Annotated in this window: 18 protein-coding genes; 1 reads left to right on the top strand and 17 read right to left on the bottom strand. The window is 67.6% G+C overall.

Translation table 11 applies throughout. The features are described 5' to 3' along the window. Nucleotides 1-85 precede the first annotated feature (85 nt). Complete coding sequence (locus tag ACSYAO_RS09260; RefSeq protein WP_005409441.1) at nucleotides 86-280, top strand: heavy-metal-associated domain-containing protein; 195 nt, start codon at nucleotides 86-88, stop codon at nucleotides 278-280. 80 nt (nucleotides 281-360) lie between these two features. On the opposite strand, the gene cueR is transcribed toward ACSYAO_RS09260, so the two are convergent. From cueR to ACSYAO_RS09175, 17 genes are all read right to left on the bottom strand, one after another. Then, the gene (gene cueR, locus ACSYAO_RS09255; RefSeq protein WP_005409440.1) at nucleotides 361-816 is read right to left on the bottom strand and encodes a Cu(I)-responsive transcriptional regulator; all 456 of its coding nucleotides are present in this window, start codon (nucleotides 814-816) and stop codon (nucleotides 361-363) included. An 11-nt stretch (nucleotides 817-827) separates the two neighbouring features. After that, on the bottom strand, nucleotides 828-3,329 hold the full coding sequence (locus ACSYAO_RS09250; protein WP_076738996.1) for a heavy metal translocating P-type ATPase: 2,502 nt from the start codon (nucleotides 3,327-3,329) through the stop codon (nucleotides 828-830). Between the two features lie 174 nt (nucleotides 3,330-3,503). Beyond that, complete coding sequence (locus ACSYAO_RS09245; protein WP_076738995.1) at nucleotides 3,504-6,461, bottom strand: TonB-dependent receptor plug domain-containing protein; 2,958 nt, start codon at nucleotides 6,459-6,461, stop codon at nucleotides 3,504-3,506. 401 nt (nucleotides 6,462-6,862) lie between these two features. Continuing rightward, the gene (locus ACSYAO_RS09240) at nucleotides 6,863-7,594 is read right to left on the bottom strand and encodes a copper homeostasis protein CutC (RefSeq protein ID WP_099497639.1); all 732 of its coding nucleotides are present in this window, start codon (nucleotides 7,592-7,594) and stop codon (nucleotides 6,863-6,865) included. Continuing rightward, nucleotides 7,591-8,589, bottom strand: coding sequence for a N(4)-(beta-N-acetylglucosaminyl)-L-asparaginase (locus tag ACSYAO_RS09235; RefSeq protein WP_076738993.1), 999 nt, complete (start codon nucleotides 8,587-8,589; stop codon nucleotides 7,591-7,593). Before ACSYAO_RS09235 ends, ACSYAO_RS09240 begins: the two co-directional genes overlap by 4 nt. Before the next feature lie 51 nt (nucleotides 8,590-8,640). Further along, nucleotides 8,641-9,663, bottom strand: coding sequence for a glucokinase (locus ACSYAO_RS09230; protein WP_076738992.1), 1,023 nt, complete (start codon nucleotides 9,661-9,663; stop codon nucleotides 8,641-8,643). 84 nt (nucleotides 9,664-9,747) lie between these two features. Beyond that, nucleotides 9,748-10,032, bottom strand: coding sequence for a hypothetical protein (locus tag ACSYAO_RS09225; protein ID WP_076738991.1), 285 nt, complete (start codon nucleotides 10,030-10,032; stop codon nucleotides 9,748-9,750). A 36-nt stretch (nucleotides 10,033-10,068) separates the two neighbouring features. Beyond that, on the bottom strand, nucleotides 10,069-11,658 hold the full coding sequence (locus tag ACSYAO_RS09220; RefSeq protein ID WP_076738990.1) for a calcineurin-like phosphoesterase C-terminal domain-containing protein: 1,590 nt from the start codon (nucleotides 11,656-11,658) through the stop codon (nucleotides 10,069-10,071). Between the two features lie 154 nt (nucleotides 11,659-11,812). Then, nucleotides 11,813-12,433, bottom strand: a complete 621-nt coding sequence (gene hisIE / locus ACSYAO_RS09215) for a bifunctional phosphoribosyl-AMP cyclohydrolase/phosphoribosyl-ATP diphosphatase HisIE (RefSeq protein WP_076738989.1) — start codon at nucleotides 12,431-12,433, stop codon at nucleotides 11,813-11,815. Then, nucleotides 12,423-13,199 carry an imidazole glycerol phosphate synthase subunit HisF gene (gene hisF, locus ACSYAO_RS09210; RefSeq protein ID WP_005409431.1) on the bottom strand — a complete coding sequence of 259 codons (777 nt, stop codon included), beginning with the start codon at nucleotides 13,197-13,199 and terminating at the stop codon, nucleotides 12,423-12,425. The genes hisIE and hisF overlap by 11 nt, the downstream gene beginning before the upstream one ends. Next, nucleotides 13,193-13,927: a 1-(5-phosphoribosyl)-5-[(5-phosphoribosylamino)methylideneamino]imidazole-4-carboxamide isomerase gene (gene hisA, locus ACSYAO_RS09205; RefSeq protein WP_076738988.1), complete on the bottom strand. Its 735-nt coding sequence runs from the start codon at nucleotides 13,925-13,927 to the stop codon at nucleotides 13,193-13,195. Before hisA ends, hisF begins: the two co-directional genes overlap by 7 nt. Continuing rightward, entirely contained in the window at nucleotides 13,924-14,526 is a 603-nt protein-coding gene (gene hisH / locus ACSYAO_RS09200) for an imidazole glycerol phosphate synthase subunit HisH (RefSeq protein ID WP_024956882.1), read from the bottom strand. The genes hisA and hisH overlap by 4 nt, the downstream gene beginning before the upstream one ends. After that, nucleotides 14,523-15,596 (bottom strand): bifunctional histidinol-phosphatase/imidazoleglycerol-phosphate dehydratase HisB, encoded by a 1,074-nt coding sequence (gene hisB, locus ACSYAO_RS09195; RefSeq protein WP_005409428.1) that lies wholly within the window; start codon nucleotides 15,594-15,596, stop codon nucleotides 14,523-14,525. Before hisB ends, hisH begins: the two co-directional genes overlap by 4 nt. Further along, entirely contained in the window at nucleotides 15,593-16,687 is a 1,095-nt protein-coding gene (hisC, locus tag ACSYAO_RS09190; protein ID WP_076738987.1) for a histidinol-phosphate transaminase, read from the bottom strand. The genes hisB and hisC overlap by 4 nt, the downstream gene beginning before the upstream one ends. Then, nucleotides 16,684-17,979 (bottom strand): histidinol dehydrogenase, encoded by a 1,296-nt coding sequence (gene hisD / locus ACSYAO_RS09185; RefSeq protein WP_076738986.1) that lies wholly within the window; start codon nucleotides 17,977-17,979, stop codon nucleotides 16,684-16,686. The genes hisC and hisD overlap by 4 nt, the downstream gene beginning before the upstream one ends. Next, on the bottom strand, nucleotides 17,976-18,887 hold the full coding sequence (hisG, locus tag ACSYAO_RS09180; protein WP_099562583.1) for an ATP phosphoribosyltransferase: 912 nt from the start codon (nucleotides 18,885-18,887) through the stop codon (nucleotides 17,976-17,978). The genes hisD and hisG overlap by 4 nt, the downstream gene beginning before the upstream one ends. Before the next feature lie 34 nt (nucleotides 18,888-18,921). Beyond that, nucleotides 18,922-19,230 carry a YerC/YecD family TrpR-related protein gene (locus ACSYAO_RS09175; protein ID WP_088025802.1) on the bottom strand — a complete coding sequence of 103 codons (309 nt, stop codon included), beginning with the start codon at nucleotides 19,228-19,230 and terminating at the stop codon, nucleotides 18,922-18,924. Between the last annotated feature and the right edge of the window lie 28 nt (nucleotides 19,231-19,258).

The raw sequence follows: 19,258 nt of genomic DNA, 5'->3' as shown, positions 1-19,258 counted from the left end.
GCCTTTCGTTCAGCCCGGCGCTTGACCCTGCCATCGTTGGAAGGTGCACACTGACTCCACCCCAAGAGCACCGAAGGAGCTACAGATGGAATTCCATGTCGATGGCATGACCTGCGGCGGCTGCGCGCGCAGCGTGACCCGTGCGATCCAGCAGATCGATCCCAACGCCAGCGTGGTCGCCGACCCGCCGACCGGCCTGGTCAAGGTGCAGACCACCGCATCGCAGGAAGACGTCTTCGCCGCAGTGAACGACGCAGGCTTCCCGCCGCGTACTGCCTGATCCCCTGCCCCCGTCTCACACAGGAAAGCCCGCCCGGTGCCGCTGCACCCGGCGGGCTTTTTCATGCATGCGATATCGAGTCAATGCTTGTGCGTACGCCGCCGCACCGCACCGGTCTTCGCGGTATCGACCGGCACCGGCGTCTGATCGTCCTCACCCAGCCGCTGCAGGATCGGGCACTCCGGGCGCTCGTCGCCGGCACAACAACTGATCAGCGATTTCAGCGTGTCGGCCATCTGCCGCATGTGCTCGATGCGCTGTTCCAGATCGGCAATGTGCTGTTCGGCCAGGTGCTTCACGTCGGCGCTGTGCCGCGAGGTGTCATTCCAGAGGCCCAGAAGATCAGTGATCTCGGCCACCTGGAAGCCGAGATCGCGCGCGCGGCGAATGAAGCGCAGACGGTGGATGTCCGCCTGCGAATACGCCCGGTAGCCCGACTCGGTTCTATCAGCGGCGGGAATCAGACCGATCTGTTCGTAGTAGCGGATCATCTTCGCCGACACGCTGGAGGCCTTGGCAGCTTCACCGATGTTCATACGGATCTCCTTCAATGGGTCGCTGCGGCGGCATCTGCCATCGGTGGCTGGAAACGGCGCAGGCGCAGCGCGTTGCCCAGTACGAACACGCTGGACAGTGCCATTGCACCGGCCGCGAACACCGGTGACAGCAGCACGCCCCAGACCGGGTACAGCACGCCGGCGGCCACCGGAATCAACGCGGTGTTGTAGGCGAAGGCCCAGAACAGGTTCTGCCGGATGTTGCCCAGCGTCGCCTTCGACAGCGCGATGGCATTCGGCACCCCCTGCAGGTTGCCCGACATCAGCACCACATCGGCCGATTCCACTGCGATATCCGTGCCGGTCCCGATGGCCAGGCCGACATCGGCTTCAGCCAGTGCCGGCGCATCGTTGATGCCGTCGCCGACGAAGGCGACATGGCCATGCGTGGCCTTCAAGCGGCGCACCGCCTCGACCTTGCCTTCCGGCAGCACCTCGGCCACCACTTCGTCGATGCCGAGCTGGCGCGCGATCGCCTGCGCGGTACCAGCGTTGTCACCGGTGACCATCGCCACCTTCAGGCCAAGCTGATGCAGTGCCGCGATTGCGGCCGGCGTGCTCGGCTTGATCGGATCGGATACCGCGATGATTGCGGCCAGGCGGCCGTCGATGGCGGCATACAGCGGCGACTTGCCCTGGGTGCCCAGCTCTGCCGCCAGCGTCGCGAACAAAGTGATGTCCACGCCCAGGTCGCGCATGAAGCGATCGGCACCGACCTCCACCCGCGCGCCATCAACGTTGGCACGCACGCCCATGCCGGTGACCGATTCGAAATCGACCATCGACGGCAGCGCGATGCCCTGCTCGGTGGCTGCATCGACGATGGCGCGGGCAATCGGATGCTCCGAGCGCGACTCCACCGCCGCCACCGCCGCCAGCACCGTGCCGGGGTCAAAACCGCTGGCGATCTCCAGATCGGTCAAGCGCGGGCGGCCCTCGGTCAGCGTACCGGTCTTGTCCACCGCCACCACCTGCGCGTCCTTCAGCAGCTGCAGCGCCTCGCCCTTGCGGAACAGCACACCCATTTCAGCGCCACGGCCGGTCCCGACCATGATCGAGGTCGGCGTCGCCAACCCCATCGCGCATGGGCAGGCAATGATCAGCACCGCCACCGCATTGACCAGCGCGAAGCTCAGCGCCGGTGACGGACCGAAGATCAACCAGACCAGGAAGGTCGCCAGCGCGGCCAGCATCACCGCCGGCACGAACCACAGCGTGACCTTGTCGACCACCGCCTGGATCGGCAGCTTCGAGCCCTGCGCCTGTTCGACCATGCGGATGATCTGCGCCAGCATGGTCTGCGCGCCCACCGCCGTGGCACGTACCGTCAGTGCGCCCTTCTGGTTGACCGTACCGCCCACCACGCTGCTGCCCGGCTGCTTCTGGACCGGGATCGGCTCGCCGCTGATCATCGATTCGTCGATGTAGCTGCGGCCTTCAACCACCTCGCCATCGACCGGCACGCGCTCGCCCGGCCGCACTTCCACCATGTCGCCGCTCTGCACTTCATTGACCGGGATGTCGACGGTGCGGCCGTCACGGAACACATGGGCGACCTTGGCCTGCAGGTTGACCAGACGCTTGATCGCTTCGGAGGTACGGCCCTTGGCGCGGGCCTCGAGGAAGCGGCCGAGCAGGATCAGCGCAACGATGACCGCGGCCGCTTCGTAGTAGACGTTCACCGTGCCCGGCGGCAGCAGCCGCGGTGCAAAGGTCGCCACCACCGAGTAGCCAAACGCCGCGGCGGTGCCCACCGCCACCAGTGAATTCATGTCCGGCGCCAGCCGCAGCAGTGCCGGGAACCCCTTCTGGTAGAAACGGCGGCCGGGAATGGCCAGCACCAGCAGGGTCAGTACGAACTGCAGGTACCAGCTGGCCTGCATGCCGATGGTGGCCATCACCCATTCGTGCATGCCGGGAATCAGGTGCGAGCCCATCTCCAGCACGAACACCGGCAGCGCCAGCGCGGTCGCCACGATCAGGTCGCGCTTCAGTTCGGCGCGCTCGGCATCCTTCTTTTCAGCGGCTTCATCATCAGACTGCACACCGGCCTCGATCGGGCGGGCGGCGTAGCCGACCTTGTCGATGGCCGCAACCAGGGCGGCCGTATCAGCCACGCCGCGCACGGTCGCACGCTCCGTGGCCAGGTTCACGCTGGCCTGGCTCACGCCTGGCACCGCCAGCAACGCGCGCTCCACGCGGCCCACGCAGGAGGCGCAGGTCATGCCTTCCACGGCCAGTTCAACGGTGGCGGGGGGCACGTCGTAGCCCACCCGCTCCACCGCCTGGATCAACGCGGCCCGATCGACCGGACCGGACGGGCGGATATCGGCGCGTTCGGTGGCCAGATTGACCGAAACACTGCCCACGCCTTCGACCCTGGACAGCGCCGCCTCGACCCGGCCGACACAGCTGGCGCAGGTCATGCCCTCGATGGGCAGGCTGATGGTGGCAGGGCTTGCGGGGGCTGCAGTGGCGCGGGGCATGCTCATGATCGGATTCCCGGGGTTCCTTCTGGATGCGGACAGGCTAAACCTTGCCATCGTGGGAAGGTCAAATCCAGCCACCCCGGGGGTTCATGATGGGGTTCATCCACGCATGGCGTGGAACTGCTGAGCGGACGGAGGCGCCAGGCGGATCAGGCCCGGCGCCCCCTGCGGGTCTGCTCAGAAGGTGAACACGTACTCCAACGCGAACTCGCGGCCGACCGCCCCCAGCAGGCGGGTCGGGGCGAAGTCGTAATCCAGCTTGTACGGGTCCTTGTGGTTCCAGCTGGCGGCGTTGAAGGCGTTGTTGACGTACACGTTTACCTTCGCGTGTTCGGTCACCTGGTAGCCCACGTTGAAGTTCCAGGTGATGAACGGCCCCACTCGACCGTAGTAGCGCGCCGTCTGCTGCCCGGCATTGGGGTTCGGGTTCGGCGAGCCGTCCGGACGTGTCGCCGGCTCCAGGCAGTTCAGCGACGGGCTGTCGCTGGGCACGTAGCCGTCGGCGAACGGCAGGCAGCCGCCGGGGTTGTCCAGGCGGTCGGTGCCCCAGTGGTAGCGCACGCCCGGCACCGAGCCCACGCGGTCGGCATAGACATTGGCATTCCAGTTGCCGCGCTGCCAGGCCAGGCTCGCGCGCAGCTTGCTGCGCAGGTCGCGGTCGCGGCGTTCCGGATTCGGATCGTTGGCGTAGCGCTGTTCCTTGGTCGAGATCTGGTTGGTGTAGTTCAGGCCCAGCTGGAAGCTGCCCCACTGCGCGGTTTCCAGGCGATAGCGTGCGGTCAGGTCGACACCACGCACTTCGCGGCTGGCCAGGTTGAACGGGCCGCGCTCGATCGACACCAGGCGGCCGCTGCTGTCACGGTTCACGCGGGCCAGGATGCCGGCGCAGTATTCGCCACCGGCCGGATTGGCCCATGGCGTGCCATCGATGTTCTTGCCGGTCAGGCAGCCGGCCTCGCTGGCCAGCACCTCATCGGCGCCGACGTCGACGATCATGTCTTCCAGCTTGATCGCCCAGTAGTCGGCACTGACCGACAGGTTCGGCATCACGTCCCAGACGAAACCGACCGTCCACGAATCACCGGTTTCCGAGCGCAGCAGCGGCGTGCCACGCCGGTTCACGTCGAAGGTGTACCAGACATCGGTGTTGCCCACGCCGCAGTTGTTGACCAGGTACGCGCCACTCTGGATGCAGCGCAGGCGGTCATAGGTCTGCACTTCGGAGCTGCTCGGCTGGCCCAGCAGGTAATGCATGTCCGGCGCATGGAAGCTGGTGGCATAGGAGCCACGCACCAGCAACGATTCAACCGGGCGCCATTCCAGGCCGACGTTCCAGGTGGTTTCCTTCTGGCTGCCGATGTTCAGTGCTTCGCTGCTGTCGTCGGCCTTGTAGTTGCCATAGCGGTCATAGCGCGCGGCCGCAGTGGCGGTCACGCTGTCCAGCAGCGGAATCTTGAATTCGACGCCGGCCGAATAGCGGGTGCGCTCGCCGCCACCGCGATCGACGTTCTGCAGGTCGAAGTCGATGCCGGCGCGTGGGTCGGGGCTGAGGTGATAACCCTGCTGCGCGACTTCAGCCACCGCGGCGAACGAGATCGGGCCGGCCCAGCCCTGGTACAGTTCGCCGGTGATATCCGCCGAGGCCTGGTTGACCCAGGACGCCGCACGGTTCTTCGCCACCGTACCCATCTGCCAGTACTGGTCCGGCGTCAGCGGATTCCACCAGCGCGATTCGTTCAAGGCGTAGATCGCCTCGCCATCGGCCGTGGTGCCCAGCTTCGGGCCGAGGAAGTAGTCGTACGACTTCTGCTTGTCGACCACGTTCTGCCGCTCTTCCACGCGGTAGTACGAGCGCCCTACCGTGGCGCTCCAGTCGAAGCGGTCGGCGAGGCGGCCACGCAGGCCGGCGCTCCAGTCCCAGGACAGTTCGCGGTTGGTGTTGCGCAACGTATCCAGCCCGCCAACCTCATTCGGGGTGAACTGGCGCACGCCAAGAATCGGACGGTTGCGGTTGGCGTCCCAGTAGTAGCCGTTGTCATCGTCGACCAGCGACACGCCGGGCGGATTGGTGCCCCAGATCGCTTCGGAACGGTAGACCGCCAGATTGGTCCAGGCCTGCAGGTCATTGCTGAAATCGAAGGTGGCATACAGGTTGCCGGACACGTTCTCGGCGCCGCCGGTAAGCAGCCAGTTGGCGTAGTCGGCGCTCATGCCGCACAGGCGACCGGTGTTGGTGATGGTGTTGGCGGCGTAGTTGTAGACCAGTCGATCGGCGGTGTAGTACTCACTGCCGAACTTCTCGCAGGTGCCGGTGGGCGGCGCCAGGCGCTGGCCCGTGGTCGGATCGATCAGCGCCAGACCGGCGGTAGGACGGAAGCCGACCTTGCGTTGTTCCATGTTCCAGGACGGGTACGGCGCATCATCGGCGTCGTCCATCTGCGGGCGGTCACGGCCGAACAACGGATCGCGCTTGGTGTACTGCAGCGCGTAGGTCACGCTCCAGTTGTCGCCGGTCTTGCCGCCGGCCCAGGACAGGTCCCAGGTGTCGCGCCCACCCTCGGTGGAGGTGCCGCCACGCACGCGCACCTCGTCGCCGTCGTAGTTGGTCTTGAGGATGACGTTGACCACGCCGGCGATCGCATCCGACCCATAGATGGCCGAGGCGCCACCGGTCAGCACTTCGATGCGTTCGACTGCGGCAGCGGGAATGTTGCCGTAGTTGGAGAAGTTGGTTTCGCCGCCATAGGGCAGCGGGTAGTCGGCCACGCGACGGCCGTTGACCAGCAGCAGCGAGCGGTTCGGGCCCATCCCGCGCAGGTTCAGGCCGCTGGCATTGGGCGTATGCGAACCCCACTGCGAGGCGGCCTCAACAGTGCCGGTCGCTTCGGTGAGGGTCTTCAGCGCGTCGTACACGCTGACGAAGCCTTCCTTCTGGATCTGCGCGGCGGTGATCACGTTGACCGGTGCCGGGCCTTCGACGCTGGCGCGCTTGATGCGCGAGCCGGTGACGGTGACCGCGTCGAGATCCTTGGTGGATGAACTGGCGGCCTCCTGCGCGCTGGCAGCCAGGGGCAACAGGGCCAGGACCAGGGCCTGGGACAGCAGGTGACGACGCTTGCGGACGATCTGAGCCATGGGTGGTTGCTCTTCGAAAGTGTGGACGCACGGACGGGTGGTGGCGCGGCACTACAGCTGATCCGGGCACCTGGATCGGTTCAAGACCGTCCCGACGCCCTCCCCTGTGGATCGATCCAAACTAAAGCACAGCTGAACCACGCCGGGCATGCGGCGACGCAGCAATGCCCGGTGCAATGCCGCTATCGGCCGCAGGTATCCAGAACAATCAAAGGGTTGCGAAACATCGCTGAGAGAACAGCGCACACGTCAATGACATGATCGCGACAATCGCGCGCGGAACGGGTTTGTCCGGCGCAAGCCAGCGTCCGGGGTCGGATCCCCTCGCAGAGGGGCTCTGACCCGATTGCGTCGGGTGGGGTCAGAGCCCTTCTGCGAAGGGATCCGACCCCGGGCAGCTCTCAGCCGTCCAGCGCCTGTCGCAGCGCGGCCACGGTCGCGGTGGCGGTCTGGCTCCAGTCCGGGTCCAGCCCGCGCAGGTCCGGGTTCTGGAACTGCATGGCCGAGCGCCGCAGGCCTTTGGCCGAGGCGTGCAGTTCGGTGCAGCCGCTGCGTCGTGCGACGGCGGCGACATTGGCCGGGCCCAGCCCGGCGCCGGCCATCACCGTGATACGTCCCGCCGCCTGGGTGACCAGGCCCGCCAGCACATCGGCACCGACCTCGGCACTGACCTGCCCGCCCGAGGTCAGCACGCGCTGGCAACCCAGTTCGATCACCTGTTCCAGTGCCGCCGGCAGATCGCGGGCGGCATCGAAGGCGCGGTGGAAGGTCACCTGCAGCGACCCTGCAGCCTGCACCAGTTCACGGCACAGCGCCAGGTCGATGCCGCCCTGCACATCCAGCGCACCGATCACCACGCCATCGCAACCCAACGCGCGGCACTGCGCGATGTCACGCAGCATCAGTTCGGTTTCCAGCGCGTCGTAGTGGAAGTCGCCCGGGCGGGGTCGCACCAGCACGAACAGCGGAATCGACAGGCGTTCGCGCGCAATCGCGATGCTGGCGAACGACGGCGTGGTGCCACCCTCGGCCAGGTTGTCGAACAGCTCGATGCGGTCGGCGCCGCCGGCCTGGGCGGCCAGCGCCGAGGCCAGCGAGTTGCTGGCGATCTCCAGGGTCAGCCGCGTGCTCACGCCTGGGTGCTCGTGTAGATCGACGGCGAGTCGCGCAGGTCATCCTGGCGCTGCGCATCGCACACGGCGTAGACGAAGCCGCGATGCAACGCGTAGGCGCCCACCTCGCCCTGCTTGTTCATGGCCAGGAAGCAGACCTGCAATGTCTTGCTCGCTTCGGGGCGCTTGCGCACCACGCGGTCGATGGCTTCACGGCAGGCCTGTGCCGGCGAGCGCCCCTGGCGCATCAGTTCGACCACCAGGAACGAAGCGGCGTTGCGGATCATCTCTTCACCCACGCCCGAAGCAGTGGCCGCGCCCACGTCGTTGTCGACATACAGGCCGGCACCGATGATCGGGCTGTCGCCGACCCGGCCGTGCAGCTTCCAGGCCATGCCGCTGGTGGTGCAGGCACCTGCAAGGTGGCCCTTGGCATCCAGCGCCAGCATGCCAATGGTGTCGTGGTTGTCGCTGTTGCCGGGAATACCACGGCGCTCGGCGTTGATCTGCGGCTGATACTTCTCCGTCTTCAGCCACTCGCGCCAGGCCGCTTCGGCCTGCGGCGTCAGCAGGTGCTTGCGCTCGAAACCCTGCTGCATCGCGAACTGCTGCGCGCCCTCGCCCACCAGCAGCACGTGTGGGCTGTTCTCCATCACTTTGCGGGCCACCGACACCGGATGCAGGATGTCGACCAGCGCGGCCACTGCGCCACAACGGCCATCGCCATCCATGATGCTCGCGTCCAGGCTCAGCACGCCGTCGCGATCCGGGTTGCCACAATGGCCGACGGTGGGGTTGCACAGCTCGCTCTCGGCCCAGCGTGCGCCTGCTTCCACCGCATCCAGCGCGCTGCCGCCCTGCGCCAGTACCTTCCACGCGGCCTGGTTGGCCGGTACGCCGAAGTCCCAGGTCGAAACCACCTTGGCCCCACTCTGCGTGCGCGCCTGCACGCCCGGCAAAGCCGCCATGCCTGCAGCCAGTGCACCGGCCTGCAGGAACTGCCTGCGATCCATCATCTTCCCCTCCCAGTCTGCAATGCACGGCCGGCCCGATGCCGACCCTGCCGATCAGTCGTGCGTGGGCTGCCGTGCGGCGTGCCAGACCGCTGCGCCGAGCACGCCCAACTGGCCGTGCTCCACTCGCCATACCGGCACCTGGCGCAGCACCTCGGTCAGCACGCCCTTGTTGAGGAAGCGCTCACGGAAGCGGCCATCGGCCAGGAAATCCTGCACATGCGCGGAAATGCCTCCGGCCAGGTACACCGAACGTGCACCGACGGCGATCGCTGCGTCGCCGGCCAGGCTGCCCAGCCACGCACAGAACACCTGCAGTGTTTCCACGGCCAGCGCATCCTCGCCGCTGCGTGCGGCGCCGATCAGTGCCTCGGTGCTGGTCCACACCGGGGTGACGCCGCGCAGTTCGCACAGGCACGGGTACAGGTTCATCAGGCCGCTGCCGGACAGCACGCGTTCGTTGTCCACGTGCGCCCAACGCTGCAGCAGCTTGCCCAGCACCTGCAGTTCCAGCGCGTTGCCGGCGCCAAGCGCGGCATGGCCGATCTCGCTGGCCAGCACCGGGCGCTCGCCGTCGGCAAAGCGCAGTGCGGCGCCCAGGCCGGTACCGGCACCCAGCACCAGCGCCGGGAATGCCTGCGCCGGATCAGCATCGCCGTTCAGCGGCACCAGCGTGTCCGGCTGCAGATAAGGGATGGCCAGCGCCACCGCCTCGAAATCGTTGATCAGCTGCAGCTCGTGCAGCCCGGACTGCGCGCGGGTGACCGACAGCGACACCGTCCACGGCAGGTTGGAATTGATCAGCACATCGCCATCGAGCAGGCCGGCAATGGCCACCACCGCGGTCTGCACCGGCTGGCCAAGGCCAGCGGTGAAATCGGCCAGGATCGCGGCCAGGCTGGGATGCTCGGCGCAGGCATAGGTGCGATGGCTGCCCAGCAGGGGTGCCTGGCCGGATCGGGTTTCAGCTAGCGCAAGGCGGGCAAAGGTGCCGCCGACATCGGCGACGACCAGATGGCGCGGAAGACCGCCGCGGGCGGAGTCGGAGGAAACCGGGGACGCTGCTGCGATGGTCACGCTGGCCTGCTTGGATCGATTGAATCGCCCCGATTCTCAGGCATCGGGACGGCTTTGCCTAGCGCGCCGGTGGTTCAGGTTGGCCTACATGCCTTCCTGTTCGGCCACCTGCACCCCATCCACCAGCACGCGCAGCCGCTGCGGGCGGAAGCCGGCGAACAACAACGGCCGGGTGCGCTCAACCAGTACTTCGTGGCCGGCGATCCGCCGCATCCACGACTGTACCAGCGAGAACGAAAAGTGGGTGCCCGGATGCAGCGGGTGCTGCACCCAGACCTTCTCGGTAGCGCTCTGCAGCAGCATCGCGCCGGTGAACCAGTGGCGGCTGAGGGTCACCGGCGTGGTGCCGGCCATGAAGCGGATATCCATGCGGGGTCCTTTCGCGTTGGGCAGCGGCGCCGTGGATCAGGGCTGGGCAGTCTGCAGGCTGTAGCTGGTGGTGGCGGTGAACACTGCACCATCAGGCTGGGTGGAGCGTACCTCGACCTTGTGGCTGCCCACGGCCAGATCGGTCGGCAGCGCGCCACGCCACAGGTGCGGCGATGCGGTGGCCTCCGGCGAGCGGTCGTAGCCACGCAGGCTGTCTGCAAGATCGTCGGCCACGTTCTCCACCATCAGGCGCGGATCGGGTTGGCTGACCTGCTTCATCGGCTGCCAGGCGCCACCATCGACGCGGTACTCGACCACGCTGGCATCCTCACCCATGTAGACGTTGGCATAGATGCCCCAGGCCGGGTAGGCGCCCTGGCGCAGCACCTTCGGCGCATGCAGGCCGATCTGCTCGCTGGCCGGTTTTCCGGCCACGCGGTACTGCAGTCTGTAGCTGCCATTGCCGGCCACGTCGAGCAACGCATAGCCCTTCGGCGTGCCATCGCTCATGGTGCTGTCCGGCACGCCGGCGGCGTTCTTGACGCCCGACCAGAACGCACCGCAGTTGGCGCCGACGTTGTATTCGTGCAGCGGCTTGTCGCCGTTCCAGCCCTCGGCCTTGCCATGGTAGACGTGCTGCTGGGTGTGGCTGTGGCCGCTGAGCACCAGCACGTTGCGGAAGTCCTTCAGCAGGTCGAACAGGCGCTGGCGGTCGGCATGGCGGAAGGTCTCGCGTCCCGGCGCCGCGTCGAACAGCGGGATGTGCATGCCCAGCACCAGCAGGCGATCCTTGTGCAGGCTCTTCAGGTAGCTGGCGAGGAAGGCGAACTGGTCTTCGCGCAGGCCGCCGATGTACTTCGGCTTGGCCTTGGGGTCGTACACCACGTCGTCCAGGAACACGAAACTGGCGCCGCCCTCTTCCACCGCGTAGGTGTCCGGACCGTAGATGTTGCGCCAGCTGTCCAGCGAGTGTTCGTCGCTGGCCGCATCGAAGTCGAGATCGTGGTTGCCCGGCACGTGGAACCACGGTACGCCAAGTCCGGTGGTGACCTTGTTGATCGCCGGATACAGGGTCAGGTCGTCGTTGACGATGTCACCCAGGGTGGTGCCCATGCGCGCCTTGGTCTGTCCCACCAATGGCGCGACGATCGACTGCTGGTAGTAGCCGATATCCTTCAGGCTGGCGGTCTGGGAGTCGGTGAACACCAGCATCTGGAAACCACGGCGGCTGTCATGGCGATCCGACTGCAGGGCGAAATCCCAGTTGCGGGTGACATCGCTGGTGGCGGCGATGCCACCGTACTTCAGCGCCGGCGAACCGTTCGGGCGATAGTGGCGCCAGAACGAAGGCAGGCCATCGGCCGCCTTCGGGAACGAATACGCATCGGGCTTGATCACGAATACGGTCTGTCCGTCGCGCACCGGCAGGCTGTAGCTGCCGTCGGCGGCGGTCTTGACGATGGCCTCGCCGTTGGAGACCTGCACCCCGGCCAGGCCCGGATCGGTCGCACCGCGGCCAGGTTTGCCGTCACGCTCCAGATACACCTTGCCGGTGACCACGGTGTCCGCGGCCCAGGCCGGCGAGGTCAGCAACAGGCAGCACAGCCAGGCGGCAGGCAGTTTCATGGGCGGTCCGGGAAAGAAAGACCGCCTATTGTAGATTCCGTTGATGACATCGCGCACGCGATGACGCATTGCCGGTAGTGTCGGCCGCTGGCCGGCAACCTCATGATCGTCGGGCATCCGGGGCTTGCCGGCCAGCGGCCGGCACTACCACACGTCAACGATGGCGTTTTTCCAGCACCGCACGCGCATCATCCAGCGACAGCCTGCGCGCGCGCAGCAGCACCAGCAGGTGGTACAGCAGGTCCGAGGCCTCGCCGAGCAGCGCCTCGTCATCCTGCGCCACCGCCGCCAGGGCGGTCTCCACACCCTCCTCGCCCACCTTCTGTGCGATACGGCGGATGCCGCCCTCGAACAGGCTGGTGGTGTAGCTGCCCGGCGGGCGTTGCGCCTCACGCATCGCCACCAGCTGGCCCAGCCCGCCCAGGAAATCCTTCGGCGCCTGGTCGAAGCAGCTCTCTGCACCGGTGTGGCAGGTTGGCCCCGCCGGCCGTGCCATCACCAGCAAAGTATCGGCATCGCAGTCGACGCTGATCGACTGCACCACCAGCACGTTGCCGGACTGCTCGCCCTTGGTCCACAACCGTTGCTTGCTGCGGCTGAAGAAGGTCATGTGGCCGATGGCCAGCGTGGCCGCCAGCGATTCGGCGCTGACATAACCGAGCATCAGTACCTGCAGGGTATCGGCATCCTGAACCACCGCCGGCAGCAGGCCGTCACCCTTGGCCCAGTCCAGCGCCTGCAATGCGTCCAACGACGGCCTGACTTCAATAGACATCCCGCACCTCGATCTGCTGTCCGCGCAGGTAGCGCTTCAATTCTGGAATGGCGATGGCGCCGCTGTGGAACACGCTGGCGGCCAGCGCGCCGTCGACGTCGGCCTGGTCGAAGGCTTCGGCGAAGTGCTCCATCGCACCGGCACCGCCCGAGGCGATCAACGGTACCTGGCACAGTGCCCGCGCCTGTTGCAGCTGCACGACATCGTAGCCACGGCGCACGCCATCGCTGTCCATGCAGTTCAGTACGATCTCGCCCGCGCCACGCCGTTGCGCCTCGACAATCCAGTCCAGGGTGCGCAGCGGCACCGCCTGGGTCTTGTCCGGATCGCCGCTGAAACGACGCACCCGCCATTGCCCGTCGGCCTCGCGCACCGAATCGACGCCCACCACCACGCACTGCACGCCGAACTCGTCCGCCAGCTCGGTGATCAGCTCCGGGCGCCCCAGCGCCGGCGAGTTGATCGACACCTTGTCGGCACCGGCAAACAGCACGCGGCGCGCGGTCTCCACGCTGTCGATGCCACCGGCCACGCAGAACGGAATGTCGATCAGCCGCGCGATACGCTCGATCCACGCCACGTCGACCGAACGCGCCTCGGGGCTGGCGCCGATGTCATAAAACACCAGCTCGTCCGCCCCCTGGTCGCGATAGCGCTGCGCCAACTCGGCGATGTCGCCCATGTCGACGTGGTCGCGGAAGCGCACGCCCTTGACCACGCGGCCATCGCGCACGTCCAGGCAGGGAATGATGCGGCGGCTCAACATGCCAGTGCCTCCGCCAGGTCCATGCGCTGCTCCAGCAGTGCCTTGCCGAGAATCGCACCGCCGCAGCCGGCGGCACGGGCCTCGGCCACATCGGCTACGTCACGGATGCCACCGGACGCCTGCACCGCCACACCCGGCAACAAGCCGGACAGGTGCCGATAGAGGTCGATATTGGGCCCGGCCAGCATGCCGTCACGGGCGATGTCGGTGCACAGCAGGTGGCGCATGCCGGCGCGCGCGTAGCGCTGGGCCAGGTCATCCAGGGTCACTCCGGCGTTCTCGGTCCAACCATGCACCGGCAATTGCCACTGCCCCTGTGCGTCCTGGCGCGCGTCCAGCGCAACCGTGATGCGATCGGCGCCGAATTCCTCCAGCCAGCCGACCACTTCATCGGGGCGACGCACCGCCAGCGAACCGACCACCACGCGACCGGCGCCGGCATCGAGGATGCGCGCCACATCGTCGCGGCCGCGCACGCCACCGCCGGTCTGCACCTGCAGCGATGTCTGCGCGCGGATCGACGACAGTAGCGGCGCCAGCGTATAGCCACCGGCGCGCGCAGCGTCCAGATCGACCAGATGCATCCACTGCGCACCCTGCGCGGCGAAGGCCTGCGCGCGTGGCAACGGATCGTCGCCATACGAGGTTTCCTGCGCGTAGTCGCCCTGGCGCAGCCGCACCACGCGGCCGTCGCGGATATCCAGCGCGGGGTAGACGATGAAACTCATGCAGCAGTGCCCTCGAGAAAATTGCGCAGCATCAGCGAGCCGGTCTCGCCGGAGCGCTCGGGGTGGAACTGTGCGCCGTAGTAACGCCCCTGCTCCACCACGGCAGTGAACAGGCCGCCGTGGTCGCAGGCAGCGACGGTGTGGGTATTGAGGGGCGCGGCGTAGCTGTGCACGAAGTAGGCGCTGGCACGCTCCGGCACGCCGCGCAGCAGCAGCGATTCGCGCAGCGGCAGCAGGCGGTTCCAGCCCATGTGCGGCACCCGGATGCCGCAGGCCGGCACCAGCTTGCGCACCACGCCGGGAATCAGGCCCAGTGTCTCCACACCCGCCTCCTCGGAGCGTTCGAACAGCAGCTGCATGCCCAGGCAGATTCCCATCAGCGGCACCTCCAGTCGCTGCAGCGGTTCCACCAGGCCTTGCGCATGCAGGCGTTGCATGCCGGGACCGGCGGCGCCGACGCCGGGCAGGATCACCCGCTGCGCACCGACCAGACCGTCCGCATCGCGCACCAGCCGCACAGTCGCACCCAGGCGCTCCAGTGCGTAGCGCACCGAGCCCAGGTTGGCGCCGCCGGCATCGATCAGCGCAACGTCACTCACAGCGCCCCCTTGGTGCTCGGCAGTGCCGTGCCCTGCCGGGCCAGCGCCGGACGCAGCGCGCGGGCCAGGGCCTTGAAGCACGCCTCCACCTTGTGGTGATCGTTGTCGCCGCGTACCTGCAGGTTGAGGTTCAGGCCGCTGGCATCGCACAGCGAGCGGAAGAAATGCGGCACCAGCTCGGTCGGCATATCGCCCACGCGTTCGCGCTTGAACTCGCCCTCGAACACGAAGTACGGGCGGCCACTGAAGTCCAGCGCAGCGCTGGCCAGCGTCTCGTCCATCGGCAGGGTGAAACCGTAGCGGCCGATGCCGCGCTTGTCGCCCAGCGCCTCGCGCAGCGCCTGGCCCAGGGCCAGCCCCGTATCCTCGATGGTGTGGTGTTCGTCGATGTGCAGGTCACCCTCGGCCTGGATGTCCAGCGCGAAGCCACCGTGCTTGCCGATCTGTTCCAGCATGTGGTCGAAGAACGGCAGGCCGGTGGAGATGCGTGCATCACCCGCGCAATCCAGGTCCAGTTCGACGCGGATCTTCGTTTCTTTCGTGTTGCGCTGGACCACGGCGGTGCGCGGCGCATCGGCCAGCGCATGGGCAATGCCCGGCCAATCCCACTCGCCACCAAACTGCGCGGTGCGCAGCTGGAAACCGCGGATGTTGAGGTTGTCGGCAAACTGCAGGTCGGTGATGCGATCGCCGACCATGCCCGAACGCGCCCAGTCGATGCTGCGGTCCTGCAGATAAGCCGTCATCAGTCCGATGCCCGGCTTGCGGGTCGGCGCGTTGTCGTGCGGCCAGCTGCAGTCGATCAGCACGTCACGGAAAGTGATGCCCTGGCTTTCGAAGATCTGCAGCATCAGCTCGTTGGGGCCATCGAAGCTGGCACGCGGGTAGCTGTCGCTGCCCAGGCCATCCTGGTTGGTGACGATCACGAACTGGTAGCCGGCATCCCGCAGCTTCAGCAGCGCCGGGATCACCTGCGGCACGAAGCGCAGCTTCTCGTAGGCGTCGATCTGGAAATCGGACGGCTCCTCGATGAGGGTGCCGTCGCGGTCGATGAACAGGATCGGGGTCATGCTGCGGCCCTCCGCGCCGACAGGGCCGCGAGCACGCGGTCATTCTCTTCCGGGCTGCCGATACTGATGCGAAGCGCATCGCCCAGCTGCGGCGCGGCGCGCTGGTCGCGCACCACCACCCCTGCAGCAAGCAGCGTATCGAACGCCGCCTGCGCATCGGCGAAGCGGACCAGCAGGTAGTTGCCGGACGAGGCGTACACCCGGCGTACACCGGGCAGGCTGGCCAGTGCCGTTCGCAGGCGTTCGCGCTCGGCGATGACCGTGGCCACGCGCTCGGCGGTGCGTGCCAGCGCGGCCGGCTGCAGGGCCTGCACGGCCAGTTCCGCGCACGGGGTCGGCACCGGATACGGCGCCTGGCAGCGGCGCAGCACGGCAATCAGTTCCGGCGCGGCGATCAGCGTTCCAATGCGCGCGGCCGCGAGTGCGTGTGCTTTCGACAGCGTGCGCAGCACCGCCAGGTTGGCGTGCACGGCCAGCAACGTGGTCGCCGACGGACGCTGCGCGTACTCGACATAGGCCTCGTCCACCACCACCAGTGCCTGCCCGCGCAACGCAACCGCCACCCGTTCGACCTCGTCCAGGGCGATATCACTGCCGGCCGGGTTCGACGGTGCGCACAGGAACACCAGCTTGGCATTGCGCGCCCTGGCGGTGTCGATCACCGCATCCAGATCGGCGCGCAGGCCATCCTCGCTGTCCACCAGCGGCACTTCAATCAATGCGGCGCCCTGCAGGCGTGCGCAGACGGCGTACATGCCGAACACCGGCGGCGTGACCAGCACGCCATCGCGGCCCGGCACGCACAGCGCGCGCACCAGCAGATCAATGGCTTCGTCGCTGCCGCGACCGATCAGCAGCTGCTGTGGCGTCACGCCGTACAGCGCCGCCAGTCCCTCACGCAATGCCAACGGCTGCGGTTCGGGATAGCGCCGGCTGCTGCCCGCGGCATCAGCGGGATTGGCCCAGGCCGATTCATTGGCGTTCAACCAGACCTCGCCCTGCACCGCCGCACTGCGCGCCGAGCTGTAGCCGGCGAAGCCCTGCAGATCCGGGCGAACCAGTGCCAGCACATCATTGATAGCCGCGTTCATGCTGCCACTTCCATGCGCACTGCGACCGCACGTTCATGTGCATCCAGGCCTTCGGCACTGGCGATGATGCGCGCGCAGCCGCCAATCGCTGCCAGGCCGGCGGCGCTGGCGCTCTGCACGCTGATCAGGTTCTGGAAGCTGGCCACACTGACACCACTGTAGGCACGTGCGGCACCCGCGGTGGGCAGCACGTGGTTGGTGCCGCTGCAGTAGTCGCCCAGTGCCTCGGGGGTGTAATCACCCAGGAACACCGAGCCGGCCGCCTGCACCTTGTCCAGCCACGCACGCGGATCACGCAATGCCAGGATCAGGTGCTCCGGTGCATAGCGGTTGCTGATCGCGAAGGCTTCGTCCAACGAGTCGACCTGGATCAGCCGCGAGGCCGACAGCGCCTGGCGTGCGATCTGCTGGCGCGGCAGCAAGGCCACCTGGCGCTCGACTTCAGCCTCGACCGCCGCCAGCATCGCGGTATCGTCGGTCAGCAGCAGCACCTGCGAATCCGGGCCGTGCTCGGCCTGCGACAGCAGGTCGGCTGCAACGAACGCCGGGTTTGCACCTGCATCGGCAATCACCAGCACTTCGGAGGGACCGGCCGGCATGTCGATGGCGGCGGCGCCGTCCTGTGCGACCTGCTGCTTGGCTTCGGTGACGAAGCTGTTGCCCGGCCCGAACAGCTTGTCACAGGCCGGAATGCTGGCCGTGCCGTAAGCCATCGCAGCGATGGCCTGGGCGCCGCCCAGCTTGAACACGCGCTGCACGCCGGTCAGGCGTGCGGCCACCAGCACCGCCGGATCCGCGCTGCCATCGGCACGCGGCGGCGTGCACAGCACCACCTGCGGGCAGCCGGCCAGCTGCGCTGGCACACCCAGCATCAGCGCGGTGGACGGCAGCGGTGCGCTACCGGCCGGTACGTACAGGCCCACCCGGCCGATCGGGCGCAGCATGCGTTCGCAGACCACGCCCGGGGCGGTTTCCACCACGTATCCCTGGCCCATGCCGGCGGCGTGGAAGCGCGCGATGCGTTCGGCAGCTTCCACCATGGCCTGGCGCAACTCAGCCGGCACCGCAGCTTCCGCCGCGGCAAACTCGGCTTCGCTCACTTCAAAGGACGACAGCTCGACACCATCGAAGCGTGCGGTGATCGCGCGCAGCGCGTCGTCGCCCTGTGTGCGCACCTGTGCAATCAGCGTCGCCACCGCGTCGCGGGTCTGCTGCGCCACGGTCTGCACCGGGCGGGTCAGCGCCGCGCTGCGCGCGGTCTCATCAAGTCGGGACCAGATCAGACGGTTCATGCCAGCGACCGCTCCACGCTCAGTACCATCAAGCCCTGCGCGCCGGCGCGCTCGAGTTCCTCCATGCGCTGCCAGCTCAGCGGGCCCGGGCACATGGTCTGCAGGCGCAGCGCGCCGCCATCGGCCGGCAGCCGAACCAGCGGCTCGGCATCGGCCAGCAGCTGCGCCAGCGCGTCGACGCGATCCTCGCTGGCGCGGAACATCAGCAGCTTGCGATCCTGGCGCTGCACCACGCCGTCGAGGCGGCGCAGCAGCATCGCGCGCAGCGATGCACGTGCGTCATCCGGCACGCGCACCGCACCGGCCAGCACCGCCTCGCTGTCGAGCAGGTTGTGCACCGGGGTCAACTGGTTGGCGCGCAGCGTGGCGCCACTGGAGACCAGGTCGCAGATCAGGTCGGCGGTACCCAGGCGCGGGGCGATTTCCACCGACCCGGACAGCTCGACCACCTGTGCGTCCACGCCCTGTTCGGCCAGCCATTGCTTGAGGATGGCCGGGTAGCTGGTGGCAATGCGGGTGCCGGCCAGCTGCGCCGGTCCCTGCCACTGCCACTCCTCGGGTACCGCCAGCATCAGCCGGCACTGGCCAAAGCCCAGTCCGCGCAGTGCCTGGTAGGCAACCGGCAGGCCGATCTGGCGACGTGCCGCAGCCTGCTCGTCCAGCTCGTTGCGGCCGACGATGCCGAGGTCGCAGACGCCGTCGGCGATCAGGCCGGGGATGTCGTCGTCGCGCACCAGCAGCAGGTCCACCGGCAGCGATTCGCCGTAGCAGAACAGCTTGTCGCGGCTCTCGCGCCAGCTCAGGCCACAGGCACTGAGCAGGTTGCGGGCGGGCTCGGCCAGCCGGCCACTCTTCTGGATGGCGATACGCAGCCGGTCTCGTGCCGGCGCTGCCTGGGTTGCACTCATGGGGGAGGTCTCGAAGTTCGGAACGGGGCGCGGATCAGCGCGAAGCAAGGCGGTCGATGGCGGCGGCATAACCTCGATGGCCATGCTCGAGCGTTCGCGCCACCCGTCCGGTGGTGGTCACGCTGACCCCGGTGCGCTCGTGGATCTCGCGATACGGCACGCCCTGCTGCAGCAGCGGCACCACCTTCCAGCGGTCGGCCATGGCTTCCAGCTCGGCCGGGGTGCACAGATCACGCAGGAAGGCCTCGACCTGTTCCGGCTCGCGCAGGGCGGCAAAGGCTTGGGCCAGGGCTTCCAGGTCGGCCTTAGGGTCTTTGGCGGCAATCTCCGGGCGGGCTTTCACGGGGTCGTTTCCATGCATCAATGTAATA

It is taken from the genome of Stenotrophomonas sp. STK16_22, from assembly GCF_051984505.1.
Lineage (GTDB): Bacteria > Pseudomonadota > Gammaproteobacteria > Xanthomonadales > Xanthomonadaceae > Stenotrophomonas > Stenotrophomonas maltophilia_A.
The sequence above is the reverse complement of the archived record's forward strand: the minus strand, read 5'-3'. Positions and strand labels throughout refer to the sequence as shown.

Coding starts and splice junctions, on each gene's coding strand:
- ACSYAO_RS09220 (WP_076738990.1), bottom strand. CDS start 11,658: ATGAAACTGCCTGCCGCCTGGCTGTGCTGCCTGTTGCTGACCTCGCCG.
- ACSYAO_RS09225 (WP_076738991.1), bottom strand. CDS start 10,032: ATGGATATCCGCTTCATGGCCGGCACCACGCCGGTGACCCTCAGCCGC.
- ACSYAO_RS09250 (WP_076738996.1), bottom strand. CDS start 3,329: ATGAGCATGCCCCGCGCCACTGCAGCCCCCGCAAGCCCTGCCACCATC.
- ACSYAO_RS09260 (WP_005409441.1), top strand. CDS start 86: ATGGAATTCCATGTCGATGGCATGACCTGCGGCGGCTGCGCGCGCAGC.
- hisC (WP_076738987.1), bottom strand. CDS start 16,687: ATGAACGCGGCTATCAATGATGTGCTGGCACTGGTTCGCCCGGATCTG.
- ACSYAO_RS09235 (WP_076738993.1), bottom strand. CDS start 8,589: ATGATGGATCGCAGGCAGTTCCTGCAGGCCGGTGCACTGGCTGCAGGC.
- hisD (WP_076738986.1), bottom strand. CDS start 17,979: ATGAACCGTCTGATCTGGTCCCGACTTGATGAGACCGCGCGCAGCGCG.
- ACSYAO_RS09245 (WP_076738995.1), bottom strand. CDS start 6,461: ATGGCTCAGATCGTCCGCAAGCGTCGTCACCTGCTGTCCCAGGCCCTG.
- hisB (WP_005409428.1), bottom strand. CDS start 15,596: ATGACCCCGATCCTGTTCATCGACCGCGACGGCACCCTCATCGAGGAG.
- cueR (WP_005409440.1), bottom strand. CDS start 816: ATGAACATCGGTGAAGCTGCCAAGGCCTCCAGCGTGTCGGCGAAGATG.
- hisIE (WP_076738989.1), bottom strand. CDS start 12,433: ATGTCTATTGAAGTCAGGCCGTCGTTGGACGCATTGCAGGCGCTGGAC.
- hisA (WP_076738988.1), bottom strand. CDS start 13,927: ATGAGTTTCATCGTCTACCCCGCGCTGGATATCCGCGACGGCCGCGTG.
- hisG (WP_099562583.1), bottom strand. CDS start 18,887: ATGAGTGCAACCCAGGCAGCGCCGGCACGAGACCGGCTGCGTATCGCC.
- hisF (WP_005409431.1), bottom strand. CDS start 13,199: ATGTTGAGCCGCCGCATCATTCCCTGCCTGGACGTGCGCGATGGCCGC.